Raw genomic sequence first — 22,434 nt, 5'->3', positions numbered from 1 at the left:
TGATTACTTTTGATTAAAACGGACACTAAGGTATCAAATTGTTATATTTCTAAAAAAATTAGTAAATAAAGTTATGAACAGAACAATACTGTTAACGGGAATCCTATTCGGTTTATTGGCCATTGTGTTGGGTGCCTTTGGGGCGCATGGCTTGGAAAAATTGGTGGATTCAGAATCAATTGAGATGTTCGAGACCGGAGTGAGGTATCAAATGTACCATGCGTTGTTCCTGCTTTTTTTGGGGATTTGGCAAGGTTTGGACAAGAAGCATAAAAAAGTGATTTATACAATGGTGCTGATGGGTGTTGTGCTGTTTTCTTTCTCAATTTATGCCTTGGCCCTGAACAGTCTTACGAGCTTTGATTTTAAAGTCATTGGATTTTTAACACCAATTGGAGGTGTTTTTTTGATTTTGGGATGGTTTCTTTTAGGATACCGCATTTTAATCCATAAGCGAGCTTAAATAAACCACAAACAGAGGTTTAAAAGTTATATTTTTCTAGTTTTGTAGTATATAAAAAACGAACCAATGAAAGCTTCCACACCAGCTTCGAAAACGATTTCGCTTCAATCTTATGGAATTGACCATAACAATTTCCATTATCAACTTTCCCCAGAGGAGTTGCATGATATTACCTTGGAAATGGGTATGGGAAAAGAAGCCTCTTCTGGGGCTTTGGCCGTAAACACTGGGGAATTTACCGGAAGGTCGCCCAAGGACCGCTTTATTGTCAAGGATGCCATTACCGAAGATAAGGTTTGGTGGGGCAATATCAACATCCCTTTTGAGAGTGAAAAGTTCGACCAACTCTATGATAAGGTCATCGCGTATCTAAACGAAAAGGAATTGTTTGTAAGGGATTCCTATGCTTGCGCGGACCCAGCATATAAAATGAACCTAAGAGTCATTAATGAGTATCCGTGGTCCAATATGTTTGCTTACAATATGTTCTTACGGCCAACCGATGAGGAGTTGGATGGTTTTGAGCCCGAATGGACCGTGGTTAATGCACCTGGTTTTATGGCCAATCCCGAAGTGGATGGAACACGCCAACATAATTTTGCCATCTTAAACTTTACCAGAAAGATTGCCCTGATAGGAGGAACCGGATATACGGGAGAAATCAAGAAGGGTATTTTCTCTGCCCTGAATTTTATACTTCCAGTATATAAGAACACACTACCCATGCACTGTTCCGCAAATGTTGGGGAAGAGGGTGACACGGCTATTTTCTTTGGACTTTCGGGTACGGGAAAAACAACCTTGTCCACGGATCCCCATAGAAAACTTATTGGAGATGATGAACACGGATGGACCGAGGCCAATACGGTTTTCAATTTTGAGGGAGGTTGCTACGCCAAGGTGATTGATCTTTCCGAAGAGAGTGAGCCCGAGATCTATGGAGCGATCAAAAAAGGGGCCATTTTGGAAAATGTGATCATGGATGATGCTGGAGTGGTCGATTTTTCAGATACCTCCATCACACAGAATACCAGGGTAAGCTACCCTATTTATCATATAGACAATATACAGGAGCCATCGATTGGGGAAAATGTAAAGAACATCTTTTTCCTTACTGCTGATGCCTTTGGGGTGTTGCCTCCCATTTCAAAGTTGACACCTGCCCAAGCGGCCTATCACTTTATATCAGGGTATACTGCAAAAGTGGCCGGTACCGAGGCTGGGGTGGTTGAGCCCCAACCTTCCTTTTCAGCGTGTTTCGGTGCGCCGTTTATGCCATTGCATCCTACCAAATATGCCGAAATGTTGAGCAAGAAAATGAAAGAATCCGGAGTGGACGTATGGTTGATCAATACGGGGTGGACCGGTGGACCTTATGGAGTAGGTACACGAATGAAGTTGAAATATACCCGGGCCATGATTCATGCGGCCTTGAACGGGGAACTTGGCCTCTATTGCTATGACAGATACCATATCCACTCGGTATTTGGTGTGGCACAACCCAGGGAATGCCCAGGGGTTCCCACCAAGGTGTTGAGTCCAAGGGCTACTTGGAACAATGATGAGGCGTACTACAAAACGGCCTTTAAATTGAGCAATGCGTTTAGGGAGAACTTCAAGAAGTTTGAAGCTTATGCCAACGAAGAGATCAGAAGGGGCGGTCCCCAACGCTACGCATTCTAATGATAACAAAAAGCCCGGTATTGACCGGGCTTTTTAATAATATGTTCCAATAAAATCTTACTTATTTACGCTGGTAATGTATTTCTGTAGCGCCATGGTCATGGATGGTGTTTCCGGGGTTGGAGCTTGAATGTCAATTCGAAGACCGGCGTCGGTAGCAGCTTTTACAGTGCTATTGCCAAAAACGGCAATGCGGGTGTTGTTCTGCTCAAAATCCGGGAAGTTCTTCAGAAGGGATTCAATTCCAGATGGGCTAAAGAAAACCAAAACATCGTAATATACGTTTCTAAGGTCTGAAAGGTCACTGATGACGGTCTTATAGAAAATGCCGCGTTTCCAATCTACGCCCAACTCGTCCAAAGCTTGGGGCACTGCTGCCTTAAGGGCATCGGAGGAAGGTAAAAGGAATTTTTCATCCTTGTATTTTTTGATAAGCGGCACCAATTCATTGAAGGTACGCTTGCCAACGTAGATCTTGCGCTTTCTATAGACCACATATTTCTGCAGATAGTAGGCCACTGCCTCTGACTGACAGAAATATTTCATGGTGTCAGGAACCTTAAAACGCATTTCCTCGGCAATCCTGAAAAAATGGTCGACAGAGTTTCTACTCGTCAAGATGATTGCCGTAAAATTGTTCAGATCGATTTTTTGCTGCCGTACATTTTTGGCTTCAACTCCCTCTACATGGATAAAAGGCCTAAAGTCTACTTTAACCTTTTCTTTCTCGATCAATCGTGAGTAAGGAGAGTTTTCGATTTTGGGTTCTGGTTGGGAAACCAAAATTGTTTTTACTTTCATAAGCTTTTCAATCTTTTAGATAGCTTCCAATTATCACCAAGGGCGCAATTTCGAGTGCGCAAAGGTACAAAATAAAATAGACAAAATACGGAAACACAGCTTTTTGATAGTTCTTCAACAGCTTTACGATTCCTATGCCATTTATAAGAAGAATTAAGACTATGGCGGTATAAACTACGGTTTTTGAGTCTTTTAGAATATATATTAATATGGTATTGGCCACACACAATATAAGGCTTCCATAATTGAAATAGGAAGTTTTGCTAAAAATCAAACCTGATACAAGTTCTTGTGTGTTAAAAGCGTATGCCTTTAGAAATTGGACGGCGAATTTTAGCAATTGGAACAAGGCCAAGAAACCCATAAGCACAAAGAAGACTGTCAGTGGGTTGCCTTCGGGCATGGCATTGAAGATGCTTAGAGCAATAAACACAAACAAGGAAAGATTCACCAATTGGAATAGGGTAAGCAATATGTGGAACCAGTTTAAGAGTTGCCCTTTTTTGTTGTGCAAAAGCACATATTTGTCATTGAACGGTAAAATCACAAAATTAAAAAACTTGCTGTGGTACAAGTACTTTCCCAAGGCAAGGATCAGTAGACCAACGAATAGTACAATCGTCATCCAATCCAAAGAATTTATAGTCTTCTCAACGGGAATCATTCTTGTATTTTTATGGGTTTTCCATTTAAACCGGGAGGCAAACCATGTTCTGATATGCCAACCCTAAAATACACCGGGTTGTCCATTGTTTTTGGCAAAGGAAGTTCAAACGTGTAAAAAACGGTATCCTTTGTTTTTAATATGGCACGGTCCGGGGATAGGTTGCCCACTTTTAAAGGGAGCATTTCCTTGACCTGCTTGTATGCGTTGGAATACGAAATGGTATATTCTAACTCTTCAAGGGGAATATCAAATGAATAAGGGTTGTAGACTTTTAAGGTGTGCTCTATTCCTATTTCCGGCTTTTCAACAATGCACTCCAATTTTCGATACGGTTGGAAGTTTTCCATGAATACCCCATAAAAAACCGTACTGTCAGGTTGCCTGTATTGGAGGTCACCACTTTTTCGGTATTTACTTACATAGACCACTTTTTTTCCTCTTACCTTTTCTTCGGAGTCGTCTATGGAATATTGGTTCTTTCGATACATGAAATTGTTCAGTGAAATGGCTGGTACCCCAGTATTGAACTGGTATATGGGCGCAAGCCGGTATGAATTTTCAAAAATTATGGGAGCATCACCTGCCTTGGCATGGAGCTCTTCCACCCAACCTTCATTGGCATGGGTCTCATATAACATGGGAAACAGGGGCTTGTACACTAGCCAGGCCCTGGCATAAAGCAATAAAACCACACTCGCCAAGCCTATTCTGTACATCCATTTTCTGCTTTTGGCATTTTCTATCAAGTAATTAAAGGCAATGATCGCCAAAGGGATGGAAATGACAATGGCCCATTGGGCCTGTACCCGCCTGTTAAAGCTCGATATGAAAAAGAAAATTACAATTCCGTAGACGAGGTATACCAAAGCCTTGGAAAAGGCATCTGTGGCCTTGAATTTAAAAAAGGAGGTGTACACCCAATAAAACAACAGACCAATAATAACGATGAGGTTTAAGAAATATCCCAAGGTAAACCCTTCAAAGGAATAGGCTTGATTGGGGCGCTCATACAAATGAAAAGTAATCGATACAAAATCGTTTTGATACAACCAAACAAAATGCGGGGTGTAACAGATCAACGCCAAAGCCACGGCCAGCCAAGCTTTTGGATTAAAAATAAGCTTGACATTGGAAAGGAATACGAACAGAATCACCAAGACCGCATGGTACTTGCTATACATTAAGGCCGCCATGACCAGACCCAGAAGAACCGTGGTCAAAATGGAAGGGTCTTTCAGAAAACGTTTGTACAACCAGAGAAACAGGGCCGTGAAAAACAAGAGAGGGGTATCCGGAAGGGTCAAAAAGCCATAGGCGTTCATCAAGGTAAAGGAGAACACCAATAGAAAAAAGTGAACCACATAATCCTTCTTTTTGGGATTGTCAATTAGGAGCCATAACAAGATATATGTGCCAACCGATAGAATACAGCTCATAAAACGGACTCCAAGTTCCCCATCAAAAAACAGACTACCCATCTTTATTAAAAAAGCCACCATGGGCGGATGGTCAAAATATCCCCACGACAGGTTTTGGGCGTAGTACCAATAGTAGGCCTCATCATAAATAAGTTCCGTAAAATATCCTTGAACAAGATTTAGGACAAAAACTATGGACAGTAGTACAAGAAAAAGTTTAGGAAACTTTTGGGTCATTAAATGGATTTTTGATGGCCAAAGTTACAAATATTGGTGAACAGGCTATCTAGGCATGGGTGGAACAAGTTGTTTTGGCAAACAAGAAAACCGTATTTTTGAGCTTTAATTGATATCGAATGGCGGACGGCTTGGTGATTATACCCACTTTCAACGAGATTGAGAATATTGAGGCCATTGCAAAAACGGTTTTTGACCTTAAGAAGGATTTCCATGTTCTAGTGGTGGATGATAATTCTCCCGATGGTACGGCCCAAGCGGTCAGGTCTTTGCAGGAAGAATACCCCGATAGGTTGTTCTTGGAGGTTCGTAAGGAAAAATCGGGCCTGGGAACGGCGTATATCCATGGGTTTAAATGGGCTTTGGAGCGGGATTATGAATATATTTTTGAGATGGATGCCGATTTTTCGCACCGTCCAGCAGACTTGTCCCGCCTTCACCGCGCTTGTCTTAACGGAGCCGATGTGGCCGTGGGTTCCCGATATAAAAAGGGGGTGAATGTGGTCAACTGGCCACTTTTTAGGATTCTGTTGTCCTATGGGGCATCATTCTATGTGAAATTCATTACCGGGATGAAGGTGCATGATCCTACGGCAGGGTTCATATGTTACAAACGCGAAGTTTTGGAAAAAATCAAGTTGGACAATGTCAGGTTTATAGGATATGCCTTTCAGATTGAAATGAAATACAGGGCTTACCTCCAAAAGTTCAAGATAGAAGAAGTGTCCATCATTTTTACCGATAGGGTCAACGGGAAATCAAAAATGAACTCGGCCATCATCCGGGAAGCCATATTCGGGGTCATTGCCATGAAATTTAGAAGCCTTTTTTTCAGAAAGAACTTTTAGGAATGTCAAAAACACTATTGAAGAATGCCAAGGTGGTCAATGAGAACCACATTTTTGAAACCGATCTGCTGTTGGAAGGGGACTTCATTGCACGAATCGATTCAGACATTTCAGATGCCAATGCGCAAGTCGTGGATTTGAACGGAGATCTATTGTTGCCGGGCATCATAGACGATCAAGTGCATTTCAGGGAACCCGGGCTTACCCATAAGGGGACCATTGCCACGGAGAGCAGGGCGGCCATAGCAGGAGGTATCACCACCTTTATGGAGCAGCCCAATACCAATCCACAGACCACTACCCTCGAAAAATTGGAGGAGAAGTTTGCCATTGCCTCCACGGACGCTTATGCCAACTATTCGTTTCTGTTTGGGGGCACCAATGATAATTTGGAGGAACTCAAACGACTGGATAAAAATGCCTGTTCCGGAGTGAAACTGTTCTTGGGGTCTTCCACGGGAAATATGTTGGTGGACGATGAGGCGGTTTTGGAAAAGATTTTCAGTAACACGGAGATGGTGATTTCGGCACATTGCGAGGATGAGGGAACCATTAGGGCCAATATGGCCAAATATCAAGATATGTATGGGGACAATATCCCTGTGGAGCTCCATCCCATAATTCGAAGTGCCGAGGCCTGCTATCTATCGTCTTCCAAAGCCATAGCCTTGGCAAAACGAACCGGTGCCCGTTTGCATGTTTTCCATGTTTCCACGGGAATTGAAACGGATTTGTTCACGAATGCCATTCCCCTCGAAGAAAAGAAGATCACTGCGGAGGTTTGTATCCACCATTTATGGTTTTCTGATGAGGACTATGCCAAGAAAGGTACCCTGATCAAATGGAATCCTGCGGTGAAGACCAAAAACGATCGGGAAAAACTCTGGGAAGCTCTGTTGGATGATAGGATAGATGTTGTGGCCACCGATCACGCTCCCCATACCTTGGAAGAAAAACAAAACCCCTACACCAAGGCCCCATCTGGAGGTCCTTTGGTGCAACATGCCTTGTTGGCCATGCTACAAAAGGAACAAGAAGGCAAGATCAGCTTGGAGAAACTGGCGGAAAAAATGTGCCATAACCCCGCAAAACTCTTCGATATTGATAGGAGGGGCTTTGTGCGTGAAGGCTATTATGCCGATTTGGTGCAGGTGACCCGTAATTCACAAAACGAGGTTAAAAAAGCCAATATTTTCTATAAATGTGGTTGGTCTCCCTTTGAAGGGGTTACTTTTGGTTCCGAAGTGGCACGTACCTTTGTGAATGGGCACTTGGCTTATGATCATGGGATTTTTTCCGAAAAGAAAAACGCCAAAAGAATCACGTTTAACCGATAGGGCATGAGAAAGCTTGTTTTGTTCTTGATGGGAATCTTAATCCTTTCGTGCGGCGAGAAGGTGGTGGAAAAACCGGAAAACCTTATTCCAAAGGAGAAAATGGCCGATATTCTGCATGACTTGGCCCTTATGAACGCCGCTAAATCAGCCTTTAGCAAAACATTTGATGAAAATGGGATTGAGATCATGGATTTTATCTACAAAAAGTATCAAATAGATAGTGTGCAATTTGTGGAGAGCGACCTGTATTATGCCTCAATTCCTTTGGAATACCAATCCATCTATGAAGATGTGGAAGCTAGAATTGATGAACGCAAGAACATGATGGATAGAATGACCAAAAAAAGAAATGATAGTATTAGAAGGGCCCAAGAAAAACGGAGGGATTCCATTAGGAGTGTAAAGGACAGCCTTGTAGACCCCTAATCAGGAAACTTGGAGCAACAAAAATCAATTGCGGTATCCAAGTCCTCAAAGTCAAAATCAAGTACTTTCTTCAATTTTTGATGGCTGTAGATGTCTTGGTGTCGTAGCCCCTTGACCATAGCTTTGGTGAGTCTCCGCCTTTTTCCCAATAAGGAGCTTCGCAGTCCGTCCAAACGCCACATAAGTTCCAACATCCAAAAGGATACTTTTTTTGTGGGGGATGATACCCCCAATTTTGGGGCAATTTTATGGAACAGTTCCCCATACGTTAAATTATCACTGACCAAGATGAACCGTTCTCCATTGATATTGGATTCCATTAGGGTTTGCATAGCCTTGACCACATCATTGATGGATACAAAACCGGTACCACCAGGGATATAATTGGTTTTGCCTTTGGCAGCATAGGTGAAAAAACTTCCACTTCCAGATTTCCAAAATCCAGGCCCAATCACCACACCAGGGTTCACAATAACTACTTTTAGCCCTTCCTGTGAGGCTCGCCAGACCTCCAGCTCTGCATCGTGTTTGGTAATTCCGTATACCGAAGCATTGGTATTGTTCCATTCATTGTCCTCAGTCACTTCTTTGTCCATTTTGGGAGAACCTATGGCGGCTATGGAACTTACATGGCAAAGTTTTTTTACGCCATGCTTGAGGCTTAGGTTTACGATGTTGGCCGTTCCCTCTACATTGGTCGCGACCAAGGTTTTGTACATTTTGGGATCAAAGGAAATCAGGGCAGCACAATGGTACACCTGTTCAATTCCGTGAAACAGCTGGTCCAAGTCGCCAATATGGGTGATGTCTGCCTGTACCCATTGTATTTTTTCAAGTAACGTATCAGGTTGGTCTGTGTAATAGCCAAAGACCTTGGCCACTTTTTGGAGTGCATCCTTGCTTCTATAGTTGGCTCTCACCGCTTTTCCATTTTTTATCAAGCGGAAGAGTAAGTGCGAACCTATCAATCCAGTGCCTCCTGTTACCAATATCATATGATAAAAGTACCTATTTGTACTGAATTTATTGAGGTAAGTGGCAACTTCATTTTATATTTGCAGCTATTCAAAAAGTCGACCATGGAGAAGAATTTTGTTCAGGAACTGCAGTGGAGAGGAATGATACACGATGTAATGCCCGGTGCCGAGGAGCATCTTATGGAAGCCATGCGTGCTGCTTATGTTGGGATTGATCCCACAGCGGATTCGTTGCATATTGGGCATTTGGTGGGAGTGATGATGCTGAAACATTTTCAATTGGCCGGCCATAAGCCTTATGCCCTAGTGGGCGGTGCTACGGGAATGATCGGGGACCCCTCTGGAAAATCGGCCGAACGGAATTTGTTGGATGAAGAAACCCTTAGACACAACCAAGAAGCCATAAAAGGGCAGTTGAGTCGTTTTTTGGATTTTGAAAGTGATGTGCCCAATGCAGCGGTATTGGTGAACAATTACGATTGGATGAAGGATTTCTCATTCTTGGAGTTTATACGCGATGTGGGAAAGCACATTACTGTCAACTACATGATGGCCAAGGATTCGGTTAAAAAACGACTTTCGGCAGATGCCAAGGAAGGGATGTCCTTTACGGAGTTTACCTATCAATTGGTGCAGGGTTATGATTTTTTACACCTATATCAAGCGTATGACTGTACCCTTCAAATGGGTGGAAGTGACCAGTGGGGCAACATTACCACGGGCACGGAACTGATCAGGCGAATAGGGAACGGAAAAGGCTACGCCCTAACCTGTCCGTTGATCACCAAGGCAGATGGAACCAAATTTGGGAAGACGGAAGGAGGAAACGTTTGGTTGGATGCTGAGCGAACCTCGCCCTACAAGTTTTACCAGTATTGGCTGAACACTTCGGATGAGGATGCCGAAAAGTATATCAAAATATTCACGTTCCTGAGCCAACAGGAAATTGAAGACTTGGTGACAAAACACAAAGAAGTGCCCCATTTAAGGGAACTTCAACGGAAATTGGCGGAAGAGGTCACTACCATGGTGCATTCCAAGGAAGATTTGGAAAATGCCATAAAGGCCAGTGCTATTCTCTTTGGAAAATCCACTTCCGAGGATTTAAAGCAATTGAACGAAAAGACCTTTTTGGATGTCTTTGAAGGGGTTCCCCAAGCGCAAATAGCAAGGGAGGAGATAGCTTCTGGCTTGGATATGATTGGAGCCTTAGCAGCAAAGACCGAGTTTTTGTCATCCAATGGCGAAGCACGTAGGGAGTTAAAGCAGAATTCCATTTCGGTGAATAAGGAAAAGGTAAAGGAAGATTACTTGATCACGGATGCCGATTTGATCAACAACAAGTTTGTCCTGTTACAGCGGGGCAAAAAGAACTACTTTGTTCTGGTAGTGGAATAAATGATAAGGGCCATCTTTTAAGATGGCCCTTATTTTTAGGCGATGAAGGAAATTCCGTAACGGCCACAGATTTCGCTTACTTTGGCGAAGTCTGGTGGACCTGGGGGCAGATTCCCCAACTCTTCGAACATGTGCTCCAATCCTGCAGGGAAAACACTTAAAATGGTTCGGCAATCTTGATCACCCACTACTTTCCATGTATGAGGGACATTTTTAGGGGCAAAGGCAAGGTCTCCCGCTTTTAAAACAGTAGTTTCACTTCCAACGGTAACTTCAAGCTCACCTTCGAGAACTTTGAATATTTCATCCTCTTTGGTGTGTACATGGGGAGGGATCATGGTGCCGGGAGGATTCACTTCCTCAATCAATGTGAACATGCCATTGGTGTCCTCTCCGGTAAGTTTAAAGGTTTGTTGGTCTCCAATAACGTTTACCTTCTTGCCTTCGCCCTTGCGTACTATTTTAGGGGTCAATGGATTGCCTCCTTTTTCGGAAGGTGAGGAAAAATGAGCAAATGAGGGCAAAGATGCAAGTGCGGCCGCTGAAAGGGCACTTCTTTTTAAGAATGCATTTCTATCCATAATTGTTGGTTTGTTTGATTATGCTTATCAAATTACATAAAACTTTGAAACCAAGGATAATGGATATATAAGGTGGTTGTATTTATGTGTGGATTGATGGAATCCGTTGATTTTCCCGTCAAAGGGCCAGAAGGTTACAGCCTCGGATGTCCGAATTGTCAAACCTGCCCAGAACCTCAAAAGTTCCATTGGCATAGGTTTTTCCCAAGTCCTGTGTGGCAATAAAAGAGCAGGAATGGATGTTGGCCAGATCAATGACGTTTATACCACCTGTTTTTCCATCGGATTGAAGGCTCAACGGATCTTCTGTGTCGCGGGTCAGGATTTTCATCCATGGTGGGGTCTTAAAAATACCATTGCCTTGTGAATAGGCTTGGGACAGAAGTTCCGTCATGCCATATTCGGAATGTATGTTGGGAACCTCAAAGGCATCCTTTAAGATGTCATGGAGTTCGGTACGAATCAATTCTTTACGACGCCCTTTCATTCCACCAGTTTCCATGATGGTGGTAAATTTTAAGGGTGTGGGAAATTGCTCGGCCAAATCCAGAAGGGCAAAGGAGACACCGATTAATAAGGTCTTGGAACCAGAAGCCTCCTGTGCTTTCAGTTTTTGATGAAGGTCTTGAAGATTGTACAGATAAAATCCACTATCGGGATGTTGCGAACGGGTTACCAGCTCATTCACCATATAGACCAGAGATGACCCGGAGCGCTCCAAATAGGAAGGTAATAGGGCTAGAACACATAATTCTTCCACAGGTCCATAAAACAATGTAAAGGCTTCCATAAAGCTACGTTCATACAAGCTTAGGTCGGCTACATAATGTTTACTTGTTGTATTTTGGGTAGTACCACTGCTCTCAAAAATGGCTTCCGGTTTGTTTGGGGAGGAGACGACGGTTTTCGACTTAAAAAACTCGATGGGCAAAAAAGGGATTTCCGAAGGGTGGAGAACATTGGAAGGACTTTTTCCCAAGTGATTGCAATACGTGCCATAAACGGCGTTGGCACTGTACTGGAAACGGAATATTTCCATGGCCAAGGAATCAAATTCATTGGAATTTTGGATGGAAAATAGTTGTTGAAGGTCCGTGTTGTCCATTGGGCCGTAAAAGTACCCAAAAATAAAAAGCCCCACGGTTAGAGTGGGGCTTTTAAGATATGTTTTTTACTTCACGACCAGCTTTCGGGTCATGGTTTTTTTCTGTTCGGTTACTTGGAGGACGTAGACTCCAGGTACCAGTCGCGAGATGTCCAAGGTATTGGTGGAAATGCGATCGGTAAGGACAACCTCACCAAAAACATCATACACTTTTATCTGCTTGGTCCCGTTGGATTCTGTGGTAATGTACACTTCTTCGCCATAAGCAGGATTGGGGTACATTTTAAAACCCGTGAGTTCTTGTAGGGGCTCAGTGTTTACACTGACCAACTCTTGACCGTAGGTGAATATAGGTAAAGCCATAATGAGAACAAAGTAGAGTTTCTTCATGAATGCTGATTTGGGGTCTATGCAATGTAAAAGTATGTAAATCAGCAGGGAAGGGCTACAAAATGTTGTGAAATGGGAGTTTCTGTAGGTGAAAAGGCAAAAGTTGTGGTGTGTGGTGCTTGTAATGTGGTGAAAAAGCCCGAATTACTTGACAATAAGCTTTCTGGTGGCCACTTTGTTGTTTTCCAAAACCCGTAAAATGTATACGCCTTTGACCAAACGGGAAAGGTTGAGTTCCTTACCCAAAATGGTGGTTTGGAGCACTTGGGTTCCCAATACGTCAAAAATAAGAATCTGTTTTGGGGCGTTATCCTTTGTCTCAATAAAAACTTTGCCCTGGGTCACGGGGTTTGGATACAGCTTAAACCCATCAATATCGGAACTAGAGGTAGTTTCTTGTGAAAAACCAAGAGTACAGACAAAAAAGAAAATGATTAGGTAAAAGTGCTTCATAAAGTATTGATAACAAAGGCTGTGCCACAAATATAAAAAAATATGTCCGCGATGCTGGAGCCGTTCAACGAATTGTATTTCTTTTTTCGATGAAATGCAAAAAAAGAGCCCCACGATCGTGGGGCTCTCAATATAATGTAGAAAATCTATGTGATTATTCAATACCTACAGTCCAACCGGCAGCCCAATCGGGTTCGCCAGCACCGTTACCGGCCCCTGTGTTGTCCCCTACGGTCAAGAAATCTTGATTAAGTCCAGCATAGTTGGTATTCACAAATCCCAAGGCAGGAGATGCAAACTGGATTGGGGTGATGGAAAGGGCATCTGCCTCAATACGAGCAGCTGCGGCTGTATCCGTTCCAGTTACATTTACACCCAAATCAACACCACTGGTATAGAAGTTGGTAATGGTAAAGTTACCACCACCTTCTTTAAAGAAAAGAGCACCTTCAGTAACAGGACCAACCACAGTGATGTTGCTCAAAGTAGTAGTGGTCACAGGAGTGGCATCGCCATCATCACCGTTGTTGGAGCCTTCGATACCAGCTTTGGCACCACCGGCAATATACCAGTTGCTACCGTTACCGGTCCATCCATCGGCAAAGTCAATGGAATCATCACCACTGCCAATGGACACCAAGTAGTTTCCGTTCACGGTTCCACCGAAGAACTCAATACCATCATCACCACCTTTGTAAGACTGAACATACTCAAAAGTGGTCCCGGAACCAACACCGAACAAAGAAACCCCGTTGAATTCTTTTTCGTTGGAGAAGGTGGCACCCGTATATTCCACTCTAAGATAGGTAATGGAACCAGAGTCATCATCGGCGGTGTTTCCACCATAGGTAAGGTCACCTACTTCAGAAAGGACGTTGACCCCTTTGTTGGTAGGGGCGTCACCGGCAATTACCAATCCACCCCAATTGCCTTGCTCAGGAGTTTCGCTGGAAGAAGTCATTACTACGGGAGCAGCCGCAGTACCGTTGATGAAGATCTGTGCACCTCTTTCAACACCGATAAAGGCAGCAGTTCCTCCGGAAGCTTTAATGGTTGTGCCGGCAGGAATGGTCAAGGAACCACCAGCTTTAACAATCAATCCACTGGTCAAGAAGTATTCCACGGAAGCACTCAATTCCACATCACCAGTGATTTCACCGGCCAAGTTTTCGCTTGAGGAAGCGCTATTCTCCAAACCTGTGGTCCAGCCGGCAGCCCAATCAGGGGATGCGGCACCGTTACCGGCACCTGTGGCAATACCTTCCGTGTAGAATGCTTGGTTAAGACCTGTATAATCTGTAGCCTCAAAACCAGTTGCGGGATCTGCAAACTGAATGTTGGTGATAACCAAATCGCCATTTTCTATACGCGTGGCTGCTGGAGTATCGCCATCGGTTACATGAACGGCTAGGTCAATGTCAGAAGCATAAAAGTTATCGATGGTAAAGTTACCTCCACCTTCTTTAAAGAAGAGGGCACCTTCGGTAACAGGACCAACCACGGTAATATTGCTCAAGGTAGTTGTGGTCACAGGAGTGGCATTACCGTTGTCCCCGTTGTTGGAACCTTCAATACCAGCTTTGGCACCACCGGCAATGTACCAGTTGCTACCGGAACCTGTCCATCCATCGGCAAAGTCGATGGAATCATCTCCACTCCCAATGGATACCAGGTAGTTACCATCTACAGTACCACCGAAGAACTCGATACCGTCATCACCACCGTTGAAAGACTGAACATACTCGAAAGTAGTCCCGGAACCAACACCGAACAAAGAAACTCCGTTGAATTCTTTGTCATTGGAAAATGTGGCACCAGTATATTCTACACGTAGGTAGGTAATGGAACCAGAATCGTCATCGGCAGTAGAACCACCATAGGTAAGGTCACCTACTTCGGAAAGTACATTCTCTCCTTTGTTGGTAGGGGCATCCCCAGCGATTACCAATCCACCCCAGTCACCAGCATCAGGAGTTGGATCATTTGAGGTCATGATGACAGGAGCGGCAGCAGTACCGTTGATGAAAATCTGGGCACCCCTCTCAACACCGACGAAGGCAGCGGTACCTCCGGAAGCCTTGATGGTAGTCCCGGCAGGAATGGTCAATGCAGCACCAGCTTTTACAATATAGGATCCTGTTAGAAGATATTCTTTGGAAGCATCCAATTCAGTGTCTTCGGTTACTTCGCCTGAAAGTTCAACGGGCGGCTCAACGCAAGCAGTACATGATCCCCCGCAGTCAACTCCGGTTTCATCCCCGTTCTGAATGTTATCTGAACACGTGGCTACTGGGTCTGGATCAGGAGCAGGGCCATTGTCGTCGCTCATACAAGAGACTACCAAGGCCGCTGAAGCGAAGCTTAGGACAAATTTTAAAAGTGATTTTTTCATTGTTATAGTTTTAGATTTAAATATTTGGATTAATATTCATTTACTGGTTGATATTCAATATGCTTAGAATTTATAGGTCAAGGATAGACTAAAGTCGACCCCCTTTTTATAGGACAAAGCGGTCACCGGGCCATCTGTCAAAAATCCTGGAATAGCAGGGTTTTCGGTGTCCAAATCCCCTTTTGCATTTTCATTGATCCTTTCAATGGTTGGGTTTAAGAGGTTTCTCATGTTCAGCCCAATGCCAAAATGGTCTCCCAATTCCACTGCGGTAATCCAATCAAGGGTAACAAAACCTTTGTCTACCAAATGCCCTCTACCGGTACTTCCCAAAGCGTAAATACGGTCAGAGAAATAGTTGGCCGCAACCGTAGATCTCAGGTTTCTGTTCTCGGAAAACTCCGTGTAGTAACTGGCATCGAGATTGAAAATAAAGTCAGATGCCCCCTGCAGTGGCGCTTTGGTATTGGTGAACGCAGCTGCAAACATGGTTTCATCCGAAACTTTTTGGTAGTCCAATTCTTGATTGGTGTTCAAGTAGGAAACGTTACCGCCAATGGACAGTCTGTCGGTCAATATGCTTTCGGCGGTTTCCCTTTCGTTTTCTATCACGTCCAGTTTCACTTCCAACTCAGCACCAAAGGCCGTGGCATGGTCGCCGGTATTGGCATAACTTAAATTGTTGGCGGCCGATACGATCAAGAAAGTGTTGATGGGGTTTTCAATATACTTCCCAAATACGGCAAAGGATACCAATTCGCTTGAAGAAGGGAACAATTCCCATCGTAGGTCAAAATTGTAATTGGTGGAGTTCTGTAAAGCGGGGTTACCTTGGGTATCTTGGTTGATCTCTTCTTGGAACAGGAAGGGTGCCCGTTCCTTGAATTGTGGCAACGTATAGGTTTTACTGGCCGCAAACCTTAGGTTTTGCTTTTCGTTCAACTCATATTTGAAGGCTAGCGAAGGCAAGAACTCAAAGGTGTCCAATTCACTACTGTCATCGCCTTGGATAACGGTACTCCAGTCAATGTTCTGGGTGATTTGCTCACCCCTTGCACCGGCAAACAAAGTGAATTTGGGAGAAAATTTGTATTCCAAGGTCAAATATCCTGCATGGATCTGCTGCTCTCCACCGTAGGTCTGTGGGTCAAGGGCGCCTTCCGTGGAAGCAGTTCCCCTAAAAGTCCGTATTTGCCAAAAACCGGAGTTGGGACCATATTCATCAAAATACGCATCAATGTTGTATGGGTCAACAAAAGGTTGGTTGGCCACGTTCAAAATTTGGTAGTTGAACTGTGTGGCGTCAAAAGCAACATTTTTTAAACGACCGTTGTATCCCACGGTAAGTTTTCCGTCAAATCCATCCTCCTCGTTTTTCTTGAATTTGAAAGAAGTTGATAGGTTGGCAGAGACTTCCTCCTCTTGTAGCTCTTGGAAAAACCTATGGTTTGCCGAGGCAGCGGAAACCAATCTAAAGGATTTAGGTCCTTCGGGGTCGTTGTTGGAGTACGGCAAAAGAATATTTTGACGACGGTCTGGAATCAAGTTCTGTACATAGTTGTATCCCAAGCCCCAGTTCACTTCAAATTTTTCACTTACATCGTGGCTTCCCAACAATTGGTTAACCGCAAGCAAGGTCTTCTCAAAAGTATTCCGTTGGATGAAACCTCCTCCGTTGGGGGCATCATCTTCCCTATCCAAAATACCGTTGAACTCCTCATGTTTTTGCTCGGTATTGTTGAGCAATAAATAGTTGTATCGGATATCATGGGCACTACCTAAACGAAGTCCCACGTTACCCATAAGGGTAGTGGCCGTTTTGTAGCTGTATTTTTGATAATCAAAGTCAGAATTGGGCAATCCGGTTCCCAAGTTGGGGGCACCTCGGTTCACACCTTCCCTATAAGAGTTTCCATTGCTGAACGAACCAACGGCAAAGAAGCTCAATTTGGAGTTTTCACCAATATTGAAGGAATCCCCTCCCTTAAGCGAAATGTTGGAATTGATGGGCGTGCTCTTGCTTTCGCGGTCCCAACTGGTATCAAAACTATTGTTGAAGGCCCCACTAGGGATGGATTTGTCATAAAACCCGGTGAAATTGGGCCCGTCGAACAAGTAAAAATCATCAACACCAATAGCTTCGGTGTTGACTCCTGAACCTACGCCAAGCTCCATAAAACCGGAACCGGTATAGTTGCGGGATACAATATTGATGTTCGCCCCACCAAAGTCACCATAGTTTTGTGCATTATAGGTCTTGTCTATTCCTATGGATTCAATAATGCTGGTGCCAAACAAGCTCAAGTCAATGTTCTTTTTGGCGGTGTTGTTGGAGGGTAATGGAAGCCCATTGAGGGTGGTAATGTTGAATCGGTCTCCCAAACCTCTTACATAAACATTGTTGGAACCTTCTTCGCGGGAAATCCCAGTAACTTTGGTAACGGCCGTAGCGGCATCACTGGCCCCTTTTCTGGCCAATTCCTGGGCTCCAATGGAGGTTTCCAAGGTAATGGCTCTCTTTTGGTCCAAAAGCAATGCAATTTCTGAATCCTTCCGGGCAACGGTGGTCACTACAACTTCGTCCAAGGCCAATCCAGAAGATGCGCTCATGGGAACGTTTACACTGGTTACCTTACCGGCGATTACTTCCACATTTGGAATTTCAACAGTTTCATAGCCCAAATAGCTATAGGTCAACGTGTAGATTCCAGGCTCAACGCTTGGAATCTCATAGAGACCATCAAAATCTGAAGTGGTACCCATTGTGGTACCTTTAATAAGTACATTTGCAAAGGCTAAAGGCTCATCATTGAGCTCTTTGTCGGTCAGCTTACCCACGATACTTCCTGTGGTTTGCTGTGCTACTACTTGCATGGTGCATGCAAGGGTAAAAATCATTAAAAAATATTTCATTATCAGCTAAGTATTTGGCGCAAAGAACGCCACGGCCTGTAAAAGCGATGTTAGCTGTATGTTAAGTGTTTATTGGAAAACTGTTACAATAATGTTAGGGGATTAAATCAACGTTAAGCATTTATGGCATTATAGTATTATCTTTACATTTGGGCGATTAACTTAGAAATACCATCCCATGAAAACTAAGGATATTAAGATTTTACTTGTTGATGATGAGCCTGATATTCTGGAGATTGTAAGCTACAATCTTTCTTCTGAAGGCTATGAGGTCTTTACTGCCAAAAACGGTGTGGAGGCAGTTGCAAAGGCGAAGAAGAAGAACCCGCATTTGATCATCATGGACGTTATGATGCCAGAAATGGACGGCATTGAAGCCTGCGAGGTGATCCGTAACACCCCAGGATTGGAAAATACCATCATCACATTCCTTACTGCCCGAGGGGAAGACTATTCCCAAGTAGCCGGTTTTGATGCGGGTGCCGATGATTACATTACCAAGCCCATAAAACCAAAGGTCTTGGTGAGCAAGGTGAAAGCCTTGTTGCGAAGGTTGAAGGAAGAAAAGAAAGATCTTGAGGAAATTGTCAAGGTGGGTAATATTGTCATCAATAGGGAAGAGTACAAGATCATCAATGATGGTGAGGAAATTGTACTGCCCAGAAAAGAGTTTGAATTGTTGTCACTTTTGACATCCAAGCCCAGCAAGGTTTTCAAAAGAGAGGTCATTTTGGATAAGGTTTGGGGCAATGAGGTGGTCGTTGGAGGACGTACCATAGACGTGCACATCAGAAAACTTCGTGAAAAAATAGGCGATCATCACTTTAAAACCGTTAAGGGTGTAGGGTATAAGTTTGTTCTATAATGGCCATTCAGATACGGAAATCCTATAAGTTTGCCTTAAGGTCATCCCTTCTTATCACCCTATTTACCACAGCCTCCATTATTGCCTTCCAGTTTGTAAAAGGGCAAGTGGAGTGGTTGTATACCATATTCTATGCCGCGGGCTGCTTTGTGATTTGTTTTGCGGTTCTCCAAATACGGGTGGAGCGTTTTATCTACAGACGTATCAAGAAAATCTACGATGATGTCTCTTTGCTGGAATCTTCTTCTTTTTCCTCAAAGCCGGTCACTACGGATATGAAGACCCTTACCGAGGAGATAGAAAAGTTCGCCGAGGGCAAAAAAATAGAGATAGATACCTTAAAGATCAGGGAGGAATACCGAAAGGATTTTTTAGGCAACGTATCCCATGAACTAAAAACCCCCCTTTTTACCGTGCAAGGCTACATCCTTACGCTACTGGATGGTGCCATGAAAGACAAAAAAATCAGGGAAAAATACCTGCAACGCGCCAATAAGGGTGTAGAGCGTTTGATCTATATCGTGAAAGACTTGGACCTGATCACCAAATTGGAAGTAGGAGAGCTAAAACTGGATCGCGAGAATTTTGACATTATTGAGCTTATCCAAAATGTATTTGACCTTTTGGAGATGAAAGCGGCCCAAAAAGAGATCACCTTAACGTTTGATATGGAATATCCTAACCCAATCTATGTCAATGCCGATCGGGAAAAGATACAACAAGTGATCAGCAACCTATTGGTGAACTCCATCAAGTATGGTTCCCCCAAGGGAACCACAGAGGTAAGTGTGGAAAACCTGATCAAGAACAAAGTCATCATAAGGGTAACGGATAATGGCGGAGGTATCCCCAAACAACATATCCCCAGACTTTTTGAGCGGTTTTATCGAGTGGACCAAAGCGGTAGCCGAAGCGAGGGAGGCTCAGGCTTGGGTCTTTCCATTGTAAAGCACATCATAGAGGCCCATGGAGAGAAAATCTATGTGGAAAGTGAAGAGGGTATCGGGTCCGAATTTTCATTTACCCTAGAGAAAAAGACCGAAAACAAATCCGAATAATCCAGTTCCGACTCGAATTGGGTCAAGCCTTTAAAATCATCCATCCGGCTTAAGTCTTCCAAAGTAAAATCCTCTTGATGGCTGTAGGGGACCAATCCATGTTTCTCCAATCGTTTGGCCAAATATTCTTGCTCGTATTGACCCGGGGTTGGAATAAAAAAAGCCTTTTTTTCCAGTTTGGCCAAGTCCATCACCGTGGTGTACCCCGATCGGCACAATACCTTTGCACTTTGGTTTAAGGCCGTTTGAAGTTCTTGCGACTGCATAAAATTATACAGCAAGATGGAGCCTTTTGGGATTGATAGCTCTTCTTGGGTCTGGGTTTCTTCTATTTTCCCCTTCACAAAAAGTATGTTCCCTTCAAAACCTTGGAGTTCGGACAGTAGTTTTTCTTCCAAAAAGGTTCTTTGCGGCTCCGGACCGGATAGCAAGACCATAAGATCATGGGCTATGGGAGAATCCCTTTTTTCAAATCGACTCAAAGGACCCAAATACCGAATGTTCAATTTGGATTTCTTTAGATGTCCCAATTTTCCGGTAAGGTTGGGTTTGTCCTTCACATCGGGTACCCAACAGGCATTGAATTTCTTTATGATTTTTTGATGGGCCTTGGAACTCATCCATGTGGTGTTTCCAGAAAGCACATTGAGTTGGTGGGTAATAAAAACACAGGGCACCTTTTTATAGAACACCCCCAATCGGTTATCGGAAATGATACCGTCCAACCCATACTCCTTCACCAACTGCTTCACGGCCTTCTTTTCATCGGCCATGGCCTTGAGAACTTTGGGTGAATCCCAGATCATTTTGATCTTAAAGTTCTTTCCTTTTTCGGCATAGGTGATTTTGTAGGATGGCAATTCGAACGAAGGCAATTCCGGAAATTCCTTTTGTAAAAGGGATAGGGCAACCCCATCCGAAGCAATAAAAGGCTGATGGCCGTGGTCCAATAAAGCCTGTATAATGGGGATGCAACGTGTGGCATGACCCAATCCCCAATTCAATGGGGCTACCAAAATGCGTTTGGAACTTTGCATAAATGCAAAAAAACAAAATCCATATTGCTTGTGGATTTCCTTAGTTTTGCCAAAACATTAAATTATTGCTCAATCTGTAAGCGGTGGGAAGTAAGAACAAACTAAAACGGTTCAGGGAAAACGAAACTTTTACCAATGTGGTACAACCTACAAGGGATGAGGTTTTGGAAGGATTTGAATGGAAAGGCAAGTGGAACACTTTTTTCAAGAACAATAACCCCATTGTCCTGGAACTGGGCTGTGGAAAAGGGGAGTACACAGTGGGTCTGGCCCAACGCAACCCGGACAAAAATTATATTGGGGTCGATATCAAAGGAGCCCGGTTCTGGCGGGGAGCCAAGTCCGCCTTGGAACATGGATTGGACCATGTGGCATTTTTGCGCACCCAAATTGAGTTGGTAGATCAACTTTTTGGCGAAAACGAAGTGGATGAAATCTGGATTACATTCCCAGACCCACAGATCAAGTACAAACGCACCAAGCACCGTCTTACCAACCCCGTGTTTCTCCAAAAGTACAAGCAGATTCTTAAACCCAAGGGAGTTGTCCACCTAAAGACCGATAGTGAATACATGCATGGGTACACCTTGGGACTTTTGCAAGGATTGGGGCATGAAATTTGCTATGCCAACCATGATGTGTACCGAAATGAGGGTAGTCCATCCGAAGTTTTGGAAATACAGACATTCTATGAAAATCAGTATCTTGAGGCAGGAAAACCGATTACCTATATTCAGTTTAGGATCAACTAACCAATGACCCATATTATCATCCTCTTTTTTGCCACGTTTTCGGCAGCCTTCATGGCTACCGTACCACCGGGGTTGCTTAACATGAATGCGGCCAAGACCAGCGTGGAAAAAGGAAAGATAAACGGCATAATTTTTAGTTTGGGCGTTTCCTCAATGATCATGGTACAGGCGTATGTGGCCGTGCTCATTTCCAAGTTTTTGTATAGAAATCCAGAGGTAATAGACCTGCTGTTAAAAATTGCCCTTGTGGTGTTTGCATTTTTTGCGGTCTTCTTTTTTGTTACGGCAAAGCGAGATAAAACACAGAAAATCAAACAGGTCAACGTCAGTAAAAAGAACAGTTTTTACAAAGGTGTATTATTGGCGGCTTTGAATTTACTGACCATACCTTACTACAGCGGGCTCAATGCCATGTGGAACGAAGCCGGATGGATAAAATTTGAGGCCAAGGACATCACCACATTTGTAGTGGCTGCCGGTGCCGGAACCTTTTCGGTACTGTATTTGTACACCTTCTATTTTGATAAGTTGGAGACCAAGACCAACCGATTCTCAAAAAACTCGAACTACATTTTAAGTGCGCTCATGCTCGTGTTGTTGGTGATCACCCTGATTCGGATTTTTTATCGCTGA

Annotated in this window: 21 protein-coding genes; 10 read left to right on the top strand and 11 right to left on the bottom strand. The window is 43.7% G+C overall.

All coding sequences use genetic code 11. The features are described from left to right. Positions 1 to 73 precede the first annotated feature (73 nt). Positions 74 to 463 carry a DUF423 domain-containing protein gene (locus DN53_RS06555; RefSeq protein WP_129653594.1) on the top strand — a complete coding sequence of 130 codons (390 nt, stop codon included), beginning with the start codon at positions 74 to 76 and terminating at the stop codon, positions 461 to 463. 66 nt (positions 464 to 529) lie between these two features. Continuing rightward, complete coding sequence (gene pckA, locus DN53_RS06550; RefSeq protein ID WP_129653593.1) at positions 530 to 2,146, top strand: phosphoenolpyruvate carboxykinase (ATP); 1,617 nt, start codon at positions 530 to 532, stop codon at positions 2,144 to 2,146. A gap of 57 nt (positions 2,147 to 2,203) precedes the next feature. On the opposite strand, the gene DN53_RS06545 is transcribed toward pckA, so the two are convergent. The 3 genes from DN53_RS06545 to DN53_RS06535 are packed head-to-tail and all read right to left on the bottom strand — an operon-like array spanning position 2,204 to position 5,269. Beyond that, complete coding sequence (locus DN53_RS06545; protein ID WP_116216349.1) at positions 2,204 to 2,947, bottom strand: uroporphyrinogen-III synthase; 744 nt, start codon at positions 2,945 to 2,947, stop codon at positions 2,204 to 2,206. A 7-nt stretch (positions 2,948 to 2,954) separates the two neighbouring features. Further along, entirely contained in the window at positions 2,955 to 3,572 is a 618-nt protein-coding gene (locus DN53_RS06540) for a DUF4271 domain-containing protein (RefSeq protein ID WP_242502084.1), read from the bottom strand. Positions 3,573 to 3,607: 35 nt separating this feature from the next. Continuing rightward, complete coding sequence (locus tag DN53_RS06535) at positions 3,608 to 5,269, bottom strand: glycosyltransferase family 39 protein (RefSeq protein WP_129653591.1); 1,662 nt, start codon at positions 5,267 to 5,269, stop codon at positions 3,608 to 3,610. Positions 5,270 to 5,388: 119 nt separating this feature from the next. Between DN53_RS06535 and DN53_RS06530 the strand changes: the two genes are divergently transcribed. Genes DN53_RS06530 through DN53_RS06520 form a run of 3 tightly spaced genes read left to right on the top strand, consistent with a single transcriptional unit; the run spans position 5,389 to position 7,880 of the window. Further along, positions 5,389 to 6,117, top strand: a complete 729-nt coding sequence (locus DN53_RS06530) for a polyprenol monophosphomannose synthase (RefSeq protein ID WP_129653590.1) — start codon at positions 5,389 to 5,391, stop codon at positions 6,115 to 6,117. Between the two features lie 2 nt (positions 6,118 to 6,119). Beyond that, complete coding sequence (locus DN53_RS06525) at positions 6,120 to 7,454, top strand: dihydroorotase (RefSeq protein WP_129653589.1); 1,335 nt, start codon at positions 6,120 to 6,122, stop codon at positions 7,452 to 7,454. A 3-nt stretch (positions 7,455 to 7,457) separates the two neighbouring features. After that, entirely contained in the window at positions 7,458 to 7,880 is a 423-nt protein-coding gene (locus tag DN53_RS06520; RefSeq protein WP_129653588.1) for a DUF4296 domain-containing protein, read from the top strand. Here the strand turns inward: DN53_RS06520 and DN53_RS06515 are convergent. Then, the gene (locus DN53_RS06515; RefSeq protein WP_129653587.1) at positions 7,877 to 8,875 is read right to left on the bottom strand and encodes an NAD-dependent epimerase/dehydratase family protein; all 999 of its coding nucleotides are present in this window, start codon (positions 8,873 to 8,875) and stop codon (positions 7,877 to 7,879) included. The genes DN53_RS06520 and DN53_RS06515 overlap by 4 nt on opposite strands. Positions 8,876 to 8,959: 84 nt before the next feature. On the opposite strand from DN53_RS06515, the gene tyrS reads away from it, so the two are divergent. Then, the gene (tyrS, locus tag DN53_RS06510) at positions 8,960 to 10,255 is read left to right on the top strand and encodes a tyrosine--tRNA ligase (protein WP_129653586.1); all 1,296 of its coding nucleotides are present in this window, start codon (positions 8,960 to 8,962) and stop codon (positions 10,253 to 10,255) included. A gap of 35 nt (positions 10,256 to 10,290) precedes the next feature. On the opposite strand, the gene DN53_RS06505 is transcribed toward tyrS, so the two are convergent. The 6 genes from DN53_RS06505 to DN53_RS06480 all read right to left on the bottom strand — a co-directional run bounded on the left by DN53_RS06505 (position 10,291) and on the right by DN53_RS06480 (position 18,074). After that, on the bottom strand, positions 10,291 to 10,836 hold the full coding sequence (locus DN53_RS06505) for a quercetin 2,3-dioxygenase (RefSeq protein WP_129653585.1): 546 nt from the start codon (positions 10,834 to 10,836) through the stop codon (positions 10,291 to 10,293). A gap of 118 nt (positions 10,837 to 10,954) precedes the next feature. Then, the gene (locus DN53_RS06500; protein WP_129654042.1) at positions 10,955 to 11,941 is read right to left on the bottom strand and encodes a long-chain-fatty-acid--protein ligase; all 987 of its coding nucleotides are present in this window, start codon (positions 11,939 to 11,941) and stop codon (positions 10,955 to 10,957) included. Between the two features lie 66 nt (positions 11,942 to 12,007). Then, positions 12,008 to 12,331: a T9SS type A sorting domain-containing protein gene (locus DN53_RS06495; protein WP_129653584.1), complete on the bottom strand. Its 324-nt coding sequence runs from the start codon at positions 12,329 to 12,331 to the stop codon at positions 12,008 to 12,010. Positions 12,332 to 12,475: 144 nt separating this feature from the next. Beyond that, positions 12,476 to 12,784 carry a T9SS type A sorting domain-containing protein gene (locus tag DN53_RS06490; protein WP_129653583.1) on the bottom strand — a complete coding sequence of 103 codons (309 nt, stop codon included), beginning with the start codon at positions 12,782 to 12,784 and terminating at the stop codon, positions 12,476 to 12,478. A 154-nt stretch (positions 12,785 to 12,938) separates the two neighbouring features. Continuing rightward, complete coding sequence (locus DN53_RS18000) at positions 12,939 to 15,176, bottom strand: hypothetical protein (protein ID WP_207211097.1); 2,238 nt, start codon at positions 15,174 to 15,176, stop codon at positions 12,939 to 12,941. Between the two features lie 63 nt (positions 15,177 to 15,239). Then, on the bottom strand, positions 15,240 to 18,074 hold the full coding sequence (locus DN53_RS06480; protein ID WP_242502083.1) for a TonB-dependent receptor: 2,835 nt from the start codon (positions 18,072 to 18,074) through the stop codon (positions 15,240 to 15,242). A gap of 193 nt (positions 18,075 to 18,267) precedes the next feature. Between DN53_RS06480 and DN53_RS06475 the strand changes: the two genes are divergently transcribed. Both DN53_RS06475 and DN53_RS06470 read left to right on the top strand, forming a co-directional pair. Next, a complete protein-coding gene (locus DN53_RS06475; protein WP_129653581.1) occupies positions 18,268 to 18,954 on the top strand; it encodes a response regulator transcription factor in 687 nt (228 codons plus the stop codon). Then, positions 18,954 to 20,012 carry a sensor histidine kinase gene (locus tag DN53_RS06470; RefSeq protein ID WP_129653580.1) on the top strand — a complete coding sequence of 353 codons (1,059 nt, stop codon included), beginning with the start codon at positions 18,954 to 18,956 and terminating at the stop codon, positions 20,010 to 20,012. Before DN53_RS06475 ends, DN53_RS06470 begins: the two co-directional genes overlap by 1 nt. Here DN53_RS06470 and DN53_RS06465 read toward each other — a convergent pair. Then, entirely contained in the window at positions 19,934 to 21,049 is a 1,116-nt protein-coding gene (locus DN53_RS06465) for a glycosyltransferase (RefSeq protein ID WP_129653579.1), read from the bottom strand. The two genes, DN53_RS06470 and DN53_RS06465, sit on opposite strands and share 79 nt — an antisense overlap. Before the next feature lie 83 nt (positions 21,050 to 21,132). Here DN53_RS06465 and trmB point away from each other — a divergent pair, with 83 nt between their 5' ends. Together trmB and DN53_RS06455 are read left to right on the top strand one after the other, a co-directional pair. After that, positions 21,133 to 21,801 carry a tRNA (guanosine(46)-N7)-methyltransferase TrmB gene (gene trmB / locus DN53_RS06460; protein ID WP_129653578.1) on the top strand — a complete coding sequence of 223 codons (669 nt, stop codon included), beginning with the start codon at positions 21,133 to 21,135 and terminating at the stop codon, positions 21,799 to 21,801. 3 nt (positions 21,802 to 21,804) lie between these two features. Further along, the gene (locus DN53_RS06455) at positions 21,805 to 22,434 is read left to right on the top strand and encodes a LysE family transporter (RefSeq protein ID WP_129653577.1); all 630 of its coding nucleotides are present in this window, start codon (positions 21,805 to 21,807) and stop codon (positions 22,432 to 22,434) included.

Source organism: Flagellimonas olearia (assembly GCF_004150225.1).
GTDB lineage: Bacteria > Bacteroidota > Bacteroidia > Flavobacteriales > Flavobacteriaceae > Flagellimonas > Flagellimonas olearia.
The sequence above is the reverse complement of the archived record's forward strand: the minus strand, read 5'-3'. Positions and strand labels throughout refer to the sequence as shown.

Excerpts from the sequence above, each read along its gene's own strand:
- DN53_RS06555 (WP_129653594.1), top strand. The coding sequence starts at position 74 with ATGAACAGAACAATACTGTTAACGGGAATCCTATTCGGTTTATTGGCC.
- pckA (WP_129653593.1), top strand. The coding sequence starts at position 530 with ATGAAAGCTTCCACACCAGCTTCGAAAACGATTTCGCTTCAATCTTAT.
- DN53_RS06545 (WP_116216349.1), bottom strand. The coding sequence starts at position 2,947 with ATGAAAGTAAAAACAATTTTGGTTTCCCAACCAGAACCCAAAATCGAA.
- DN53_RS06540 (WP_242502084.1), bottom strand. The coding sequence starts at position 3,572 with ATGACGATTGTACTATTCGTTGGTCTACTGATCCTTGCCTTGGGAAAG.
- DN53_RS06535 (WP_129653591.1), bottom strand. The coding sequence starts at position 5,269 with ATGACCCAAAAGTTTCCTAAACTTTTTCTTGTACTACTGTCCATAGTT.
- DN53_RS06530 (WP_129653590.1), top strand. The coding sequence starts at position 5,389 with ATGGCGGACGGCTTGGTGATTATACCCACTTTCAACGAGATTGAGAAT.
- DN53_RS06525 (WP_129653589.1), top strand. The coding sequence starts at position 6,120 with ATGTCAAAAACACTATTGAAGAATGCCAAGGTGGTCAATGAGAACCAC.
- DN53_RS06520 (WP_129653588.1), top strand. The coding sequence starts at position 7,458 with ATGAGAAAGCTTGTTTTGTTCTTGATGGGAATCTTAATCCTTTCGTGC.
- DN53_RS06515 (WP_129653587.1), bottom strand. The coding sequence starts at position 8,875 with ATGATATTGGTAACAGGAGGCACTGGATTGATAGGTTCGCACTTACTC.
- tyrS (WP_129653586.1), top strand. The coding sequence starts at position 8,960 with ATGGAGAAGAATTTTGTTCAGGAACTGCAGTGGAGAGGAATGATACAC.
- DN53_RS06505 (WP_129653585.1), bottom strand. The coding sequence starts at position 10,836 with ATGGATAGAAATGCATTCTTAAAAAGAAGTGCCCTTTCAGCGGCCGCA.
- DN53_RS06500 (WP_129654042.1), bottom strand. The coding sequence starts at position 11,941 with ATGGACAACACGGACCTTCAACAACTATTTTCCATCCAAAATTCCAAT.
- DN53_RS06495 (WP_129653584.1), bottom strand. The coding sequence starts at position 12,331 with ATGAAGAAACTCTACTTTGTTCTCATTATGGCTTTACCTATATTCACC.
- DN53_RS06490 (WP_129653583.1), bottom strand. The coding sequence starts at position 12,784 with ATGAAGCACTTTTACCTAATCATTTTCTTTTTTGTCTGTACTCTTGGT.
- DN53_RS18000 (WP_207211097.1), bottom strand. The coding sequence starts at position 15,176 with ATGAAAAAATCACTTTTAAAATTTGTCCTAAGCTTCGCTTCAGCGGCC.
- DN53_RS06480 (WP_242502083.1), bottom strand. The coding sequence starts at position 18,074 with ATGATTTTTACCCTTGCATGCACCATGCAAGTAGTAGCACAGCAAACC.
- DN53_RS06475 (WP_129653581.1), top strand. The coding sequence starts at position 18,268 with ATGAAAACTAAGGATATTAAGATTTTACTTGTTGATGATGAGCCTGAT.
- DN53_RS06470 (WP_129653580.1), top strand. The coding sequence starts at position 18,954 with ATGGCCATTCAGATACGGAAATCCTATAAGTTTGCCTTAAGGTCATCC.
- DN53_RS06465 (WP_129653579.1), bottom strand. The coding sequence starts at position 21,049 with ATGCAAAGTTCCAAACGCATTTTGGTAGCCCCATTGAATTGGGGATTG.
- DN53_RS06455 (WP_129653577.1), top strand. The coding sequence starts at position 21,805 with ATGACCCATATTATCATCCTCTTTTTTGCCACGTTTTCGGCAGCCTTC.